Below are 17,073 nucleotides of genomic sequence, written 5' to 3'. Positions count from 1 at the left end.
TTGGTTGAACGGTTTCTGGTGTTAACTCAGAACGTTTCCCAGTTTAGTGAGTCGTCACCGGACTTCTTATTCCCGACCGCGCTCTTCTGTTTGGTGGACATAGGTGCCGGAGTTTTCAGTGACGGGGCAGGGTTGCCGCCTTTTAAATGGAATACTGCAACGGCTTGAGTCAAGATTTCAGCTTGTTGTTCCAAAGAGGCCGCCGCCGCTGACGCTTCCTGAACTAAAGAGGCATTCTGTTGCGTGACATTGTCCATTTCTGAAACTGCCTGGGCAACCTGACTAATACCACGACTCTGCTCATCAGAAGCAGAGGCAATTTCACCCATAATATCAGTTACATGACTAACGGCTGTCACGATCTCATTCATCGCTTTACCGGCATCGGACACCAGAATGGATCCATCACCAATCAGGTCAACCGAGGCCTCAATCAACGATTCTATCTCTTTGGCAGCATCGGCACTGCGCTGTGCCAGATTACGGACTTCACTGGCCACTACAGCAAAACCACGGCCTTGTTCACCCGCCCGGGCAGCTTCAACCGCAGCATTCAGAGCCAGAATATTCGTTTGGAACGCGATACTATTAATTACATTGGTAATTTCAGCAATTTTCATTGAACTGAGGGATATCTTATCCATCGTGCTAACAACATCATTAACGATATCGCCACCCTGGGCAGCTTTACCTGATGCGTTGGCTGCGAGCTGGCTCGCATGATGGGCATTCTCCGCATTTTGTTTTACGGTTGCGGTCAGTTGCTCCATGCTGGCGGCGGTCTGTTCAAGTGATGCGGCTTGTTGCTCGGTACGTGCCGAAAGGTCGGTATTACCCAGTGCAATTTCACTCGATCCTTGGTAAATAGATTCAGCACTGCTGCGCACAGCTTCCACAGTTAGGGATAACGAATCCTGCATTTGTTGAATATTGTTACCCAACACACCAATTTCATTGCGGCCAAATGAGACCGAACTTTGTGTCAAATCCCCCTGAGCAATACGCTGAATACGTGCTACCAGCCAATTAATCGGCTTGATGATGACTTTGCTGATCACTAAAAAAGCAATTAATGTCAGTAAGATGGCCAGAATAAAAGCGCCTCCCATCAGCATATAACCAAGACGGGCTTGTTGTTGGGCGGTCTGATTAATCTGGTTAGCCCGTTCGGTACGATACTTAACTGCTTTCAGCAGTGGTTCATTATAAGCATCATCCAACTGATTAAGTTTTTCAGCTTCAAGGGAAATAACTTCTTCAAAATGACCTTCTTTCGTCGCGTCGAGCATGAGTTTCATTCCCTCGTCGCGATACTGTTCATAGGCTTTTTTCAATGGTGCATCTAATGCGCTATCCGTTTCGGATTTAACCGGACGGTTATAGTAGAGATTAAACATTTGCTGCGATTGAGCGATACGGCTCTCAGCGTTTTTTAGCCCCTGCTGATAACCCTCGGTATCACCGATACGTGCCGCTGATGCTGCTTGAATCAGAATAAGGCGTGCAGTACGCAGGTGGTTCGAACTGTTAGACAGACCCAGGCGGATATCTAGTTCTTGCGTCGCCTCTTCCAGTGATTGGTTACTCTGTTTTAAGAAGTAACCTGACGTCCCAATCGCCGCTGCAAATAAAAGCAGTATTCCCGCCAAGATGGCGATAAACAACGTGACCAGACGCATATTATTAATAAACAATACTTTCGTATTTTTATTCTGTTCTGGCGCTATTTTTATATCCAATGGCTGATGCGTACTTCCACGTTTCATTGTTAGTTCCGTTTCTATAGTCGCTCGAGGAAAGGTCCTTGCCTGATGTACCCGGTATGGTTGAAGCTATAGCCTGGTTCGCTGTAACGCCGATTTACGGTGGGTACAGGCATCGCTACTTAAAGTTAATCCACCCCTATATCTAAAAAAATTTCAACAGTCCTTTAAGAACCTATCGGCAACGGAGCTAAAATAGTTAGGGTTATAAATGGGATCACGATCGCAATTTGGATTAAAGATTGATGGGATTTCTGTAATTGCGTCAATGACTTGATGGTAAGGACAGGGGGATGCTCTCAGTTGGTTGAGTTAGGGGGTATAGGTGTCATTGTGCGCGAGTCTTAGCGAAGGTGATTGAGTATGGGCGCCGACGCGGGGAATGGCAGGTAAGAGTGTTTGAGTTGATTCTCTTATCTCTGTTTTATTCTTATATGCCCCTGACGCATGCTCAATGGCTTGAGTAGAGTATGATGTAATTAATCGATATATTATAAATATTAAGTTTATTGTTTAATTCATTGGGGCTGGTTTAGGTTTTGTTTAGAAATATAGACTTTACATAATTATCACACGCAACTATACTCTTGAAAAATTTCGGTGGAGAAAATAATGGATACGCAAAGTAGTAGTCAAATAAGCAAGGCAAGCTAACCTATCTCTCTACAGATTTGTTGCTTGCCGAAAATGGCGGGCAGCACCCTCTCTTATTTCCTGAGTTGTGCATACCCAAGTAGACCCTTATTACTTGACGTTATCGTGGCGCTGGTGGTGTTTATTCACTTGAAGCCCATGTTTTAGTCAGCGCAACGAGATTCATTCAATCGTTGTCTGGTTATAACGCCAATGAATGTGGGTGTAATATTTAACTCGATGTTTAATCATCGAGGGTAATAATTCGGGTTTTTATTATGGTATTTAACAACCACGCACTTTTTCCTCCTGGCAGAAACACAGGCTATTGCTGATTTATACCCTCGGGTTATATATCTCAGCACAATTACCTGTGTGCTAAATAGCACATGATTATTCTACCAATGATTAATTCATGGAGAGAATCATGGCATTAACTCCTTTTGTCGTAAATTTATTACTGGCGATGTGTTTGGGCGCATTAATTGGCGCTGAAAGACAATGGCGCCAGCGTATGGCGGGCTTACGTACTAATGCATTAGTCGCGACCGGTGCTGCAGTATTTATTCTCAGCTCTTATGCCACATCCCCTGATAGCCCTGGTCGTATCGCCGCTCAAGTTGTTTCAGGCATCGGTTTTTTGGGTGCAGGCGTCATTATGCGTGAAGGCATGAATATTCGTGGCCTGAACACCGCAGCTACACTCTGGTGCTCGGCGGGTATTGGTGTGCTTTGTGGCTTGGGACTGTATTGGAATGCAGTGGCCGCCACTGCCGTTATTCTGTGTGCCAATATATTGTTACGGGAGGCGGCGCAACGGATTAATATGCAGCCTCAACAACAAGCCATAGACCTGGAAGTTCGTTACCGGATTCAGGTCACTTGTGGTGCGGAAGATGAGATATTGGTTCGCACCCTTATTTTACAGGCGTTAAATGGTGTGGCATTACGATTACAGTCACTTTGCAGTGCAGATATTGCCAAACCCGGTCAATTGGAAGTGTGTGCAGAAATAATGGCGACACCCGCAGCGCAAAGAGAAATTGAAAGTATTGTTTGCCGTGTCAGTCTGGAGCGGAGCGTCAGTGCTGTCCATTGGCGTATCGCATCTGAATTACCTGCTTAATAATAAAGTAATTTACTCATTAATAAATTGCTCAATTTTTTGCAATAAATAATTAAATACTGACCCACGTGGTAGTAAGGAGTTGTTATGGACGATCACCCCGGAGTTAACCAAATTAGTCGCTGCTAATTAAATATAAATACAAAGTTGGCAGCGCAATAATAGTTCAGCACATTTATCTCTCAATAATTGAGCGGATAAACCCTGTGCGTTTAGAATTAAAAGAGAAGCGTTATGACCCAATTCAAAAAAACAGTTACCAGCCGTAACAGTAATAAAAAAACTTTTGCTATCGCGCAAGAAGCCAAGAATAGTTTGGATCAAACATTATCCAAGTTGAATGCTAATTTAAATGGGCTGACAGAAGAGGATGCCAGGGAGCGACTGGAATTATACGGCATTAATCAGGTAGCACATGAGAAAGCGCCCCCAGCGTTGCTTCAGTTATTGGCAGCATTTAATAACCCTTTTATTTTTGTTTTGATGGTATTGGCGGCAATCAGTTTCTTTACTGATTATTGGCTGCCATTACAACAGGGTGAGGAGACTGATCTGATTGGTGTCACAATTATTGTGACGATGGTATTGATCAGTGGTTTATTGCGTTTCTGGCAGGAGTACCGCACCAATAAAGCGGCTGAAGCCCTGAAATCGATGGTGCGAACCACCGCCACAGTATTACGCCGTAGTAGCCATAGTGCCCAACCGGCAAAACAAGAAATTGCGATTAAGCAATTAGTGCCGGGGGATATCATTCTGTTATCCGCCGGAGATATGATTCCGGCAGATTTACGGCTCATTAAATCCAGAGATTTGTTTATCAGCCAGGCGATCCTGACCGGAGAAGCTATCCCTATTGAAAAGTACGACGCAATGGGGGCCATCAGCTCAAAATCAGTAGATGCGGATGCCAATAGCGAGAGTGAATTACTTGAATTATCTAATATTTGTCTGATGGGAACTAACGTTGCCAGTGGAACGGCAATGGCTGTGGTTGTGGCTACCGGCGGGCATACTTATTTCGGGTCGCTTGCTAAGTCGATTGTTGGCACTCGCGCACAGACGGCATTTGATCGTGGCGTCAACAGTGTCAGTTGGTTATTGATTCGTTTTATGTTGGTAATGGTACCGATTGTATTGCTAATTAATGGTTTTACAAAAGGTGATTGGACTGAAGCGGCACTATTTGCATTGGCAGTTGCGGTTGGGTTAACCCCTGAAATGTTGCCAATGATTGTCAGTTCTAACCTGGCGAAAGGCGCAATTGCTATGTCACGGCGAAAAGTTGTGGTTAAGCGATTGAATGCAATACAGAACTTTGGTGCTATGGATGTGTTGTGCACAGATAAAACCGGCACATTAACCCAGGACCGCATCATTCTTGAACACCACCTGGATGCCAGTGGCAGCAATGACAATAAAGTGCTGCAATTAGCATGGCTTAATAGTTTCCATCAAAGTGGTATGCGAAATCTGATGGATCAGGCGGTCATAAAATTTAGCCGCGGTAAACCTGAAATAGATGCTTTGCGCGGCTTTAACAAGGTCGATGAATTACCGTTTGATTTTATCCGTCGTCGTCTGTCAATTGTGGTAAAAGATGAGCAGCAGCACCAGCGCTTAATTTGCAAAGGTGCGGTGGAAGAGATGCTGAGTATCTGCACCCAAGTTCGCGAGGGAGATAAGATATACCCACTGGATGAAGCCCGCAGAGCCAAATTACTGGCGTTAGCCACACAATATAATGAAGACGGTTTTCGTGTTTTGTTACTGGCAACCCGTGAATTAGGGACTCAGCTCAGTGAATTACCGTTAAATATTAATGATGAACGTGATTTAGTTGTTCAAGGGCTACTGACTTTCCTCGATCCGCCAAAAGAGAGCGCAGAGGCTGCTATCACCGCACTGCGAGAAAATGGTGTTGCAGTAAAAGTGTTAACGGGCGATAACCCGATTATTACGGCAAAAATCTGCCGCGATGTCGGGTTGGAGCCGGGGGAGCCGCTGAGTGGTCGTGATATTGAAGGTATGGATGATGAAACGTTAGCGCGTGAAGTCGAGTTGCGCACAGTGTTTACCAAACTTACCCCTTTGCAAAAATCACGGGTGCTAAAAATGCTGCAAAGCAATGGGCATACCGTTGGTTTTCTTGGCGATGGCATCAATGATGCACCGGCATTACGCGATGCTGACGTGGGGATATCGGTTGATACTGGCACTGATATCGCTAAAGAGTCGGCAGATATTATTCTGTTAGAAAAGAATCTGATGGTGCTGGAGGAGGGGGTTATTATAGGGCGTGAAACCTTCGGTAATATCATCAAATATCTGAATATGACGGCTAGCTCGAATTTCGGCAATGTGTTCTCAGTGCTGGTTGCCAGTGCATTTATTCCCTTCTTACCCATGCTTGCCATCCACCTGCTGTTACAAAACCTGATGTATGACATTTCCCAGCTCTCCCTGCCGTGGGATAAAATGGACAAAGAATTTTTACGCAAGCCGCGTAAGTGGGATGCTAAGAATATTGGCCGCTTTATGCTATGGATTGGGCCAACTTCCTCAATTTTTGATATTACGACTTATGCACTGATGTGGTTTGTTTTTGCGGCTAACAGTGTTGAGCATCAGGCTTTGTTCCAGTCCGGTTGGTTTATTGAAGGTCTGTTGTCGCAGACGTTGGTTGTCCATATGTTGCGCACACAAAAAATACCGTTTATTCAAAGTACCGCCGCCTTACCAGTGCTATTGACGACCGGATTGATCATGGCAATAGGTATCTATATTCCGTTCTCACCTTTGGGAGCATTAGTCGGATTGCAACCATTACCGTGGCAATATTTCCCTTGGTTGGCAGGTACCTTAGTCAGCTACTGTATTGTTGCGCAAATGATGAAGCAATTTTATATTCGCCGCTTCGGTGAGTGGTTGTAATTGCTTCGATTAATGTCTAGGTTTTATATCCGGCAAGACTATTTGTTGCTATCAGGGCATTGATATAACAGTTTCCGGGGCGAGTTGGCCCCGGAATTATTTCGACTATTCATTACTGACGCGAATCACCAACTTGCCAAAATTCTTGCCTTCCAATAGGCCGATAAAGGCTTGCGGCGCATTTTCTAGTCCGTCGACCAAGTCTTCACGGAACTTGATTTTGCCCTGATCAACCCATTGGGTCATTTGCTGTAGGAAATCACCAAAATGATGGCCATAGTCATCAAAAATGATAAATCCTTGCATCCTAATCCGTTTGCGCAAAATGATGCTTTGTAACAGTGGCAAACGATCCGGGCCGTCCGGTAATTCTGTATCGTTATAGCGTGCTATCAACCCGCATACTGGAATACGGGCGCGTGGGTTCAGCAATGGCAATACCGCGTCAAATACCGCACCACCTACATTTTCATAATAAATATCAATGCCGTCAGAACAGGCTTTTTCCAATTGTTGCGCAAAATCTGTTGCCCGGTGGTCAATACAGGCGTCGAAGCCCAATTCTTCCACCACATAGCGGCATTTCTCCGATCCTCCGGCTATCCCGATAACTTTGCATCCTTTTAGTTTACCGACTTGCCCGACAACTGAACCAACCGCGCCACTGGCAGCGGCAACGACCAGGGTTTCGCCCGCTTTGGGCTGACCAATATCCAATAGTCCCATATAAGCCGTGAAACCAGGCATGCCCAAAACGCCCAGAGAGCGTGAAGGATGGGAGAGTTGTGGCCCCAAATTGCGGATACCAGCACCATCCGATAACGTATAGTCTTGCCAGCCACTGTTGGCCAAAACCCAATCACCCACTTGAAACTCCGGATGATTAGAGGCTTCAACGCGTGAGACGGCCCCGCCTACCATGACGTCACCAATTTCAACCGGCGCGGCATAGGAGGGGGCGTCGCTCATACGGCCACGCATATAGGGGTCAAGCGACAAATAGCGAGTGCGAAGTAGCACCTGACCTGCTGCGGGTTGCGCAATAGGTTGAATATCTAAGGTGAAATTTTCGCTGGTTGGTGTGCCATGTGGGCGTGAAGCCAGCAGAATACGGCGGTTACTGGTTTTATCTTGAGGCATCAAATTCCCTTACTTGGACGGAGTAAAAAGGCCGGTAGTGAACATAGCGAATATTAAAAATAACGCGTGTTGAGAATAATAGTAGAACTCGGCGGGATGATTTCAGCTAATAGTGCGGCAACACAGCGAAAGGCATTACGGTGCTGACAGAACGGTTGTCGCAATGCACAGCTACGGGTTAATTAAAGTGGGACGATCAATACGTCGACACTACTGGTATTAATCAGCTTGGCAGCAGAACAGGAGAGTTTATTCATCAGGCTTGTACTGTGGTTACCGCAGATAACTAAATCAATATGCTGCTGTTGGCAAACGTAAGCCATGCTATCAGCGAATTGCCCGTGCACAATGGATCTATCCTCTATGGGATAATCAGCATTAATCGCTAACTCCTCCATAAATAGTTGCGCTTCTTCTTGCAACACAGAACGCAAGTCTCCCAGCATGGGGGCAGCATAACTGCTGTACATTTCTGGCTCAGTTGTCAGGGTGATTAACGAAACCCTGCCATTATAGGGCCGCACGATAGAAACGGCTTTATTAACCAATTGTTGGCTATCGGGTGAAAGGGCAACTGCGACCAGTACATTTCTGTATCCCATCATTAAGCTCCCATAAGCGCGGCTATAGATTAAAGGTTAGGGGAATACACCTTTGATAAATGGGATGTCAGTCACATTTGGTTACGACCAGCCAATAATGCGAGCCGTGATAGGGCGTTAATTAAAATAGTCGCTAATAAGCAATATTTGAAACTTATGTTTCAAACATTATTAATTATTTTTAATTACATTCTATTCACAAATTCCTTGTGGAAACGCGGATATGAACCGCAGTTGAAACTGCGGCAGAATGAAATGTGTGCAATAGCGTTGAATTGAAACATGCAGTTACCTCTGTTGCCTTTTTTAATACATGTTGTTGGGTTTTTTAACGTTAAAAGGTAAATAGGTTAATAAATGATCGGTAGGCGGTGTTTTGTGAAATCGCATAAATATTCGTTAAAACAAAATAGTTTCGGAAGGGTACTTATAGGATAACCGAACTATAATCCTCTGCTTTAGTCCTTACTGCTGATAATTTTGGGTTATAACAGATTTATGTTCTGCTATTTTGCTTTAGGAATGCTTTTGTTCGAACTGATCTAAAAACACTAAGAATTGGGCCTATATATCTAGTTTTTTAGCTCTTTTCTGACTTGTGAGTGTTTTTTAACCATGAGTGTGAGTGAAAAGTGAACAATTATGAGTGTAAGAAACAGCTTTATATTTTATTTTTGTGATCTATATCACATTACATTTAAAATGAATCACTAGTCACATTGTATGTGCTAACGATTCGGGAGTAGAGTTGGGCCTCTTTAGGAATAATCCTAATATTTTGTAAGAAAAGTTGCATAGCAAGATGCACTATCAGAGCAGCACAAAATCGAGCTGCCAAGTTTACGACATGTTATTTCATACCAAAATGGTATTTTTGTAATGTAACACCAGTAGGTTTTAATTACTTTTAGTTCTATGGGTTTTAATTAACTGTATAGCGGGAAGGATCCCAGGTCTTGGGTGAAGAATTCTATCATCCAACTTATGTTTTAAAACATAATCAGTCGGGATGTATAAAATGAGTACGTCTGAATTACTCAAACATATTTATGATATTAATTTGTCTTACTTGCTTTTAGCACAACGGTTAATTAACGATGAAAAAGCCTCAGCGATGTTTCGTCTGGGTATTACAGATACTATGGCCGACGCATTAGCGCAGTTAACTTTACCGCAAATGGTTAAATTAGCTGAGACTAACCAATTAGTCTGTCATTTCCGTTTCAGTGACCACAACACTATTCATCATCTGACGAAAGAATCTCGTGTCGATGACTTGCAGCAAATCCACACAGGGATCCTATTGTCGAGTCACTTACTCCACGAGCTATCGTTACAAGACGGTAGTGCGCCTAAAAAAAGAGCATGACTGATGGTTGTGAAAAGTATTGTTCAGGAAGCTAAAGACATTCATTTGGCAATGGAGTTGATCACTTTAGGTGCGCGTTTGCAGATGCTTGAAAGCGAAACGCAACTCAGCCGGGGGCGATTAATTAAGCTCTACAAAGAGCTGAGAGGGAGTCCGCCACCTAAAGGAATGCTGCCGTTTTCGACTGATTGGTTTATGACCTGGGAACAAAACATTCATTCATCGATGTTTTATAACGCTTATAGCTTCCTGCTAAAAAGCGGGCAATGCACCGGTGTTGAGGCCGTTATTAAGGCCTATCGTCTTTATCTGGAACAGTGTCCTGATCAGTCTGGAGTACCGCCATTACTGGCGTTAACTCGTGCCTGGACCCTGGTTCGATTCGTTGACAGTGGTATGTTGCAACTCTCAGGTTGCAGTTGCTGTGGTGGGACTTTTATCACCCATGCGCATCAACCACGAAATAGCTTTGTTTGCAGTCTCTGCCAGCCACCTTCCCGCGCAGTAAAAAAACGTAAACTTTCTCCGCCATCTGCCGATATTACTTCACAACTGCTGGATGAGCAGGTTAGACGCGCAGTTTGAGTCTCTTTGAGTTGTCAGAATTTTTTGGTTACAGCTGCGGTATGGATACCGTTCCTGTAGCCAGTTAATGACAATTCATTGCACTCAAAGGGTGCTAACGCCTCACCTTCCACCCACACACTTTGCTAAGGATGTCGCGTGTTAGTTATTTTGGGTTATATCGTGGTCTTAGGTGCGGTCTTCGGTGGCTACATGATTGTTGGTGGCAACCTTGGCGCACTGTATCAGCCAGCCGAATTTTTAATTATCGGCGGTGCAGGTATCGGTGCATTTATCGTGGGTAACAACGGCAAAGCGATAAAAGCGACAATAAAGGTCATGCCAAAATTGATGCGCCGTTCTAAATATAACAAAGTCCTGTATATGGACTTAATGGCGTTACTTTACCGTTTATTAGCTAAATCCCGTCAACAGGGAATGCTGTCACTGGAACGGGATATAGAAAGTCCGCGGGAAAGTGAAATTTTCTCTAATTATCCTCGGATCTTGGCCGATAAGTTATTAGTGGAATTTATTACTGATTATTTACGGTTAATTGTTAGCGGAAATATGAATGCTTTTGAAATCGAAGCACTGATGGATGAAGAGATAGAAACTCACGAACAAGAATGTGAAGTTCCCGCAGGTAGCTTGGCGATGGTGGGGGATTCGTTACCCGCATTCGGTATTGTTGCTGCGGTTATGGGGGTGGTACATGCCCTGGCTTCCGCCGACCGACCAGCCGCAGAACTTGGGGCACTAATTGCCCATGCGATGGTGGGGACGTTTCTGGGTATTTTGCTGGCATATGGTTTTATTTCACCTTTGGCCACCTTGTTGCGTCAACAGAGTGCAGAAACCACCAAAATGATGCAGTGCATCAAGGTGACACTGCTTTCCAGCCTGAACGGATATGCGCCACAAATTGCCGTGGAGTTTGGTCGTAAAACGCTCTACACCACTGAGCGTCCATCGTTCATTGAGCTGGAAGAGCATGTACGCAGAGTGAAAGCGCCGGCACCGCAAGCGACAGAAGAGGACGCATGAAGCATCAGAACCACCCCGTTATTGTGATTAGAAAGCGAAAAGCTAAGCATGGTGGCGGTCATCATGGCGGGTCATGGAAAATTGCTTACGCTGACTTTATGACAGCGATGATGGCCTTCTTTCTGGTGATGTGGTTGCTATCGGTTTCCAGCCCGCAGCAACTGACGCAAATTGCGGAGTATTTTCGGACACCGTTGAAAATAGCGTTGACCAGCGGTGATAAGAGCAGTGCCAGTACCAGTCCGATTCCAGGGGGCGGTGATGATCCCACCCAGCAAGTGGGCGAGGTACGCAAGCACATCGATTCAGAAGAGAGTCGCAAAGAAGAGTATCGACTGAACAAGTTGCGGGAAAAACTGGATCAATTAATCGAATCTGACCCGAGATTGAGAGCATTACGGCCACATCTGTTGATTAACATGATGGAAGAAGGGTTAAGAATTCAGATTATTGATAGCCAGAATCGGCCGATGTTTAAGATGGGCAGTGCGCAGGTAGAGCCGTATATGCGTGATATTTTACGTGCTATAGCCCCTATCTTGAATGACATACCAAACAAAATCAGTCTGTCGGGGCATACCGATGATCTGCCGTATGCCAATGGCGAACGAGGTTACAGCAACTGGGAGTTGTCGGCTGATCGTGCTAATGCTTCACGGCGTGAATTGCTCGCCGGTGGTTTGGATGAGGGGAAAGTGCTGCGGGTGGTGGGTATGGCCTCGACGATGCGCTTGAAAGAGCAAGCAGCGGATGATCCGGTTAACCGTCGAATCAGTATTTTAGTGCTGAACAAACAGACGCAACATGATATTGAGCATGAGAATTTAGATAACAAAGCGCTGGATATAGAAAAAGCCGCGAGCTTAAAGCAGCTTGAGACCAGTGGGACTGTGCCAACCGCGACGCCTGCTGCTGCGACAGCGCCAACGGGTACGGCAACCTCCACCGGGCAACCCGCGACTGGGGCGGTAACAGTATCGGCGGCGGCAGTACCGGTAACGGCAGCACCTGTGAAAACGATAACGCAGCCTGCAACAGCACCACAAACACAACAATCGAGCACGGGGAGCATCACTCCAGCAACCACTGGGCCAACGACATCGTTGCCAGCGGCACCTGCAAGTAATGCACCGGTCTCTCCGACAAGCCGCGACGCACAGTAGAGGTGACACCGTGAGCATGGATATTACCGCGTTTTATCAGACTTTCTTTGATGAAGCAGATGAACTGTTGGCAGATATGGAACAGCACTTGTTATTGCTGGACCCACTGGCACCAGATAAAGAACAACTCAATGCCATTTTCCGTGCTGCTCATTCGATCAAAGGTGGTGCAGCGACGTTTGGCTTTACGGTATTACAAGAGACAACCCATCTGTTGGAAAACCTGTTGGATGGTGCTCGTCGCGATGAAATGCGGTTGAGCACTGATATCATCAACCTGTTTTTGGAAACGAAAGATATTATGCAGGAACAGTTGGACGCCTATAAAACCTCTCAGGAACCTAATGCGGAAAGCTTTGAGTATATCTGCCACGCATTGCGCCAACTGGCATTAGAGGCTTTAGAACAACAAAGCACAGGTACCAACACATCAGTAGCACAAGGGAATGGCGTTGTGATGACTGACACCAAAGTGGGTGGTAAGTCACCTGCATTGGTTCAGGGGGGAATGCGCATTCGCTTGTCTGGCCTGAAAGAGCAAGAAATCCCACTGATGTTGGAAGAGCTAGGCAATTTGGGTGAAGTTAAAGATCCACATCAAAGTGCTGATAGCCTGGAAGCCACCCTGATTACGTCTGTCAGTGAAGATGATATCAGCGCCGTGCTCTGTTTTGTGTTGGAACCGGAACAGATCAGTTTTATACCCGCTGAATTGCAACCAGAAGCTACAGCTGAAGTGGCTGTAGTGGCGCCGGTTATCGCAGAATTACCGCCAACGGCGGTGGCCCCAGTGGCTGAAACCAACAGTTCCTCTAAAACGGGTGTTATTGCCGCACCGACCAGCCCGGAACATGTAAAACCAAAAGCGAAAGCCAGTGAGTCAACCAGTATTCGCGTCGCGGTTGAGAAAGTTGACCAGTTGATTAATCTGGTGGGCGAGTTGGTGATTACTCAATCAATGTTGGCACAGCGCTCCAGTACGCTGGATCCCGTCATCAACGGTGATTTGCTCAATAGTATGGGGCAGTTGGAACGCAATGCGCGTGACTTGCAAGAGTCGGTGATGTCGATCCGTATGATGCCGATGGAGTATGTGTTCAGCCGCTTCCCTCGTTTGGTGCGCGATTTAGCCAGTAAACTCAATAAGCAAGTCGAACTGACGCTGCTTGGCAGTTCTACAGAACTGGATAAAAGCCTGATTGAACGCATTATCGATCCCCTGACCCATCTGGTTCGTAACAGTTTGGACCACGGTATTGAAGATGCTGAAACCCGTATTGCTGCCGGTAAATCGCCGGTGGGGAATCTGACGCTGTCCGCAGAGCATCAGGGCGGTAATATCTGTATTGAAGTCTTGGATGATGGCGCAGGGTTAAACCGGCAGAAGATTCTGGCAAAAGCGCAGTCTCAAGGAATGGCCATTAATGAGCATATGAGCGATGAAGATGTTGGGATGCTGATTTTTGCTCCCGGATTCTCCACCGCAGAGCAAGTCACTGATGTTTCCGGCCGCGGTGTCGGTATGGACGTGGTTAAGCGAAATATTCAGGAGATGGGCGGCCATGTGCAAGTCAGTTTCCAGGCCGGTCTTGGCACTTCAATCCGTATTTTATTGCCATTGACGCTAGCTATTCTTGATGGAATGTCAGTAAAAGTCAGTGATGAAGTCTTCATCTTGCCATTGAATGCAGTAATGGAATCACTGCAACCTTTGGCTGAAGATTTACACCCGCTAGCCGGCGGTGAACGGGTATTACAAGTGCGCGGCGAGTATTTACCTTTGGTTGAATTGTACCGGGTATTTGATGTTGAAAACGCCAAAACTGAAGCCACTCAGGGCATCGTTGTGATTCTGCAAAGTGCCGGGCGTCGTTATGCACTCTTGGTAGACCAGTTGATTGGTCAGCATCAGGTGGTGGTGAAAAACCTCGAGAGTAACTATCGCAAGGTGCCAGGTATTTCAGCCGCAACCATATTGGGTGATGGCAGCGTGGCATTAATTGTTGATGTGTCGGCTTTGCAGGCATTAAACCGGGAAAAGCGTGTAACGGCTGATGATGTGGTCGCTGCCTAGCAGGTGGACCAATTGAAGCCTGTATGGAACCCGTATGAAAACAGGTATAGGGCACGGAGTGTTCCGGTCCTGAAAACAAACATAAATTCAACCTATTGATTGAAGGGTAAAAACATGGCAGGACTAGCAACCGTCACGAAGCTGGCTGGCGAAACGGTAGGACAAGAGTTCCTGATTTTTACGCTGGGCGATGAAGAGTACGGGATTGATATTCTGAAAGTACAAGAGATCCGTGGCTACGATCAGGTGACCCGTATCGCTAACACCCCGACGTTCATTAAAGGTGTCACTAACTTACGCGGCGTCATTGTCCCTATTATTGATTTACGGGTTAAGTTTGCACAAAAAGGTGTGAGCTATAACGAAAATACCGTAGTGATCGTACTGAATTTTGATCAGCGCGTGGTGGGTATTGTCGTTGATGGTGTGTCAGATGTGCTGTCATTAACCAATGAGCAAATACGTCCTGCACCAGAGTTTGCCGTCACTCTGGCAACTGAGTATCTAACAGGTTTAGGTTCACTCGGGGAAAGAATGCTGATTTTGGTGGATATCGAAAAGCTGTTGAGCAGTGAAGAGATGTCGTTGATTGACTCTGTCATTAAAGGGTAAGTTTCGGTTAATTTGCCTATCGGGTTTCGGTTGATATTCGTTCAGTGATCAGGTGATCTCCTGTCTCATGTCAACCGAACCAATCACCACGCCGCTCGCCATCGAAACCGTGGTCCGTTCTTGTCCGGCCAAAACCTGATGAGGCCGGTTTTCACCTCGATAATAACAAACTGCTAACACTCATCCTCATCTCGTTAAAATAATGTCTCTCTCCGGTAAAGTTCCCCCTCCCAGTGCCGATAACACAGTTAATTAGACGTCCTATGTTTTGGCGTACCTGTGTTTTGACGTACTTATGAAGGGATAACATGTTTAAGCGTATGAAAGTGGTCACCAGCCTCCTGTTGGTGTTAGTGCTATTTGGTGCCTTACAGTTCGTTTCCGGCGGGCTTTTCTTCAACTCCCTGAAAAATGACAAAGAGAACTTTGCGGTTTTACAGGTTATTCGTCAGCAACAGTCGGTGTTGAATGAAAGTTGGGTAAATCTGCTGCAAACCCGTAATACGCTGAACCGCGCAGGCATCCGCTACATGATGGATGTGAATCATACCGGTAGTGGCCCTACGGTGAATGACCTGTTGGCATCAGCCAAAGGGACATTAGGTGTGGCGGCGGAGCGTTTTAAAAGCTACGAACAGATCCCGTTGGATAGCCAGCAAGACGTCGAATCAGCTAAAAAATTAAAACAGACTTATGACCAATATTTTGGTGCGTTAACCGAACTGATCCAATTGATGGAAGCTGGCAAGATCAATGAGTTCTTCGACCAACCCACCTCTAGCTTCCAAAATGCTTTTGAACAGGATTACAACACTTACCTGACACAAAATGATCGCTTGTATGCCTCCGCAGTGGAAGACAGCAACCAGTCATTTAGCTTCGCGATGGGGGTGATTGTTACCGTACTGATTGTGGTATTCGCGGTAATTATTGTTGTTTGGCTTGGCATGCAACACATCTTGATTAATCCGCTTAAACACTTGATAGAACATATTAAACATATCGCTAACGGTGATTTAACGCAGACTATCGAAGTGCATAGCCGCAACGAAATGGGCACATTGGCCGCCAGCCTGAAACACATGCAATCTGAATTGATTACCACCGTCAGTGATGTGCGTTTAGGTGCCGATGCTATCTATAGCGGTGCCTCAGAAATTTCCGCCGGTAACAACGATCTGTCAGCGCGTACAGAACAACAAGCCGCCTCACTGGAAGAAACCGCCGCCAGTATGGAGCAGTTAACCGCCACAGTGAAACAGAATGCTGAGAATGCTCGTCAAGCTAGCCAACTGGCCTTAAGTGCATCGGAAACGGCACAGAAAGGTGGCAAAGTGGTGGCGAATGTGGTGCAAACCATGCATGAGATTGCCGGTAGTTCACAGAAAATTGCAGATATTACCAGTGTCATCGATGGCATCGCTTTCCAGACCAATATCCTGGCGCTGAACGCCGCCGTTGAAGCAGCCCGTGCCGGTGAGCAGGGTCGTGGTTTTGCCGTTGTTGCCGGTGAAGTACGTAACCTGGCACAACGTAGTGCGCAAGCTGCAAAAGAGATTAAAGGCCTTATCGAAGACTCGGTTAGCCGTGTCGATATGGGGTCAGTACTGGTTGAAAGTGCGGGTGAAACCATGGGAGATATCGTTAATGCGGTAACCCGCGTCACCGACATCATGGGTGAAATCGCTTCTGCTTCCGATGAGCAAAGTCGCGGTATCGATCAAGTGGGTCAGGCGGTCACTGAAATGGACCGGGTAACCCAGCAAAACGCCTCTTTGGTGGAAGAATCAGCCTCTGCCGCCGCCGCACTGGAAGAACAAGCCAGTATGTTAACCCAATCCATGTCTGTATTCGTTCTGCGTATGGATAACGGTAGTACTACAAGAGATGTTAGAAAAATAAAGCAGCCGACACAGGATTTGAGCGGAACTGCTAAAAAAACACTGGGAAGTGACCTGCAAGACAATTGGGAAACTTTCTAGTCCCCTACAACCCTTGATACTTGAAATTGCAGGGGTGTTAGCTGTGCTCACGAACCCGAATCAC

The 17,073-nt window shown here is 46.1% G+C and carries 12 protein-coding genes; 9 read left to right on the top strand and 3 right to left on the bottom strand.

What is annotated here, in order from left to right:
• Positions 1-26: 26 nt before the first annotated feature.
• Positions 27-1,766: a HAMP domain-containing protein gene (locus tag A6J66_007740; protein ID PNM24100.1), complete on the bottom strand. Its 1,740-nt coding sequence runs from the start codon at positions 1,764-1,766 to the stop codon at positions 27-29.
• 1,045 nt (positions 1,767-2,811) lie between these two features.
• Here A6J66_007740 and A6J66_007735 point away from each other — a divergent pair.
• Positions 2,812-3,522, top strand: coding sequence for a hypothetical protein (locus A6J66_007735; GenBank protein PNM24099.1), 711 nt, complete (start codon positions 2,812-2,814; stop codon positions 3,520-3,522).
• Positions 3,523-3,756: 234 nt separating this feature from the next.
• A complete protein-coding gene (gene mgtA / locus A6J66_007730) occupies positions 3,757-6,456 on the top strand; it encodes a magnesium-translocating P-type ATPase (protein PNM24098.1) in 2,700 nt (899 codons plus the stop codon).
• Positions 6,457-6,561: 105 nt separating this feature from the next.
• On the opposite strand, the gene A6J66_007725 is transcribed toward mgtA, so the two are convergent.
• Both A6J66_007725 and A6J66_007720 read right to left on the bottom strand, forming a co-directional pair.
• Positions 6,562-7,596 (bottom strand): NADP-dependent oxidoreductase, encoded by a 1,035-nt coding sequence (locus A6J66_007725; GenBank protein PNM24097.1) that lies wholly within the window; start codon positions 7,594-7,596, stop codon positions 6,562-6,564.
• Between the two features lie 182 nt (positions 7,597-7,778).
• Positions 7,779-8,198 (bottom strand): universal stress protein UspC, encoded by a 420-nt coding sequence (locus tag A6J66_007720; GenBank protein ID PNM26927.1) that lies wholly within the window; start codon positions 8,196-8,198, stop codon positions 7,779-7,781.
• Positions 8,199-9,207: 1,009 nt separating this feature from the next.
• On the opposite strand from A6J66_007720, the gene A6J66_007715 reads away from it, so the two are divergent.
• The 7 genes from A6J66_007715 (at position 9,208) to A6J66_007685 (ending at position 17,009) form a co-directional block, all read left to right on the top strand.
• Complete coding sequence (locus A6J66_007715; GenBank protein PNM24096.1) at positions 9,208-9,567, top strand: flagellar transcriptional regulator FlhD; 360 nt, start codon at positions 9,208-9,210, stop codon at positions 9,565-9,567.
• 3 nt (positions 9,568-9,570) lie between these two features.
• On the top strand, positions 9,571-10,152 hold the full coding sequence (locus A6J66_007710; GenBank protein PNM24095.1) for a flagellar transcriptional regulator FlhC: 582 nt from the start codon (positions 9,571-9,573) through the stop codon (positions 10,150-10,152).
• Between the two features lie 138 nt (positions 10,153-10,290).
• Entirely contained in the window at positions 10,291-11,178 is an 888-nt protein-coding gene (gene motA / locus A6J66_007705) for a flagellar motor stator protein MotA (GenBank protein ID PNM24094.1), read from the top strand.
• Positions 11,175-12,341, top strand: a complete 1,167-nt coding sequence (locus A6J66_007700; protein ID PNM24093.1) for a motility protein MotB — start codon at positions 11,175-11,177, stop codon at positions 12,339-12,341. The genes motA and A6J66_007700 overlap by 4 nt, the downstream gene beginning before the upstream one ends.
• A gap of 10 nt (positions 12,342-12,351) precedes the next feature.
• Complete coding sequence (locus A6J66_007695; GenBank protein PNM24092.1) at positions 12,352-14,415, top strand: chemotaxis protein CheA; 2,064 nt, start codon at positions 12,352-12,354, stop codon at positions 14,413-14,415.
• A gap of 114 nt (positions 14,416-14,529) precedes the next feature.
• Positions 14,530-15,027, top strand: a complete 498-nt coding sequence (locus tag A6J66_007690; GenBank protein PNM24091.1) for a chemotaxis protein CheW — start codon at positions 14,530-14,532, stop codon at positions 15,025-15,027.
• A 308-nt stretch (positions 15,028-15,335) separates the two neighbouring features.
• Entirely contained in the window at positions 15,336-17,009 is a 1,674-nt protein-coding gene (locus A6J66_007685; protein ID PNM24090.1) for a HAMP domain-containing protein, read from the top strand.
• The last annotated feature ends 64 nt before the right edge of the window (positions 17,010-17,073 follow it).

This window comes from Yersinia enterocolitica, from assembly GCA_002082245.2.
GTDB classification, from domain to species: domain Bacteria; phylum Pseudomonadota; class Gammaproteobacteria; order Enterobacterales; family Enterobacteriaceae; genus Yersinia; species Yersinia enterocolitica_E.
This window is presented reverse-complemented; position numbering and strand designations above follow the sequence as displayed.

Excerpts from the sequence above, each read along its gene's own strand:
- A6J66_007740 (PNM24100.1), bottom strand. The coding sequence starts at position 1,766 with ATGAAACGTGGAAGTACGCATCAGCCATTGGATATAAAAATAGCGCCA.
- A6J66_007735 (PNM24099.1), top strand. The coding sequence starts at position 2,812 with ATGGAGAGAATCATGGCATTAACTCCTTTTGTCGTAAATTTATTACTG.
- mgtA (PNM24098.1), top strand. The coding sequence starts at position 3,757 with ATGACCCAATTCAAAAAAACAGTTACCAGCCGTAACAGTAATAAAAAA.
- A6J66_007725 (PNM24097.1), bottom strand. The coding sequence starts at position 7,596 with ATGCCTCAAGATAAAACCAGTAACCGCCGTATTCTGCTGGCTTCACGC.
- A6J66_007720 (PNM26927.1), bottom strand. The coding sequence starts at position 8,198 with ATGGGATACAGAAATGTACTGGTCGCAGTTGCCCTTTCACCCGATAGC.
- A6J66_007715 (PNM24096.1), top strand. The coding sequence starts at position 9,208 with ATGTATAAAATGAGTACGTCTGAATTACTCAAACATATTTATGATATT.
- A6J66_007710 (PNM24095.1), top strand. The coding sequence starts at position 9,571 with ATGGTTGTGAAAAGTATTGTTCAGGAAGCTAAAGACATTCATTTGGCA.
- A6J66_007700 (PNM24093.1), top strand. The coding sequence starts at position 11,175 with ATGAAGCATCAGAACCACCCCGTTATTGTGATTAGAAAGCGAAAAGCT.
- A6J66_007690 (PNM24091.1), top strand. The coding sequence starts at position 14,530 with ATGGCAGGACTAGCAACCGTCACGAAGCTGGCTGGCGAAACGGTAGGA.
- A6J66_007685 (PNM24090.1), top strand. The coding sequence starts at position 15,336 with ATGTTTAAGCGTATGAAAGTGGTCACCAGCCTCCTGTTGGTGTTAGTG.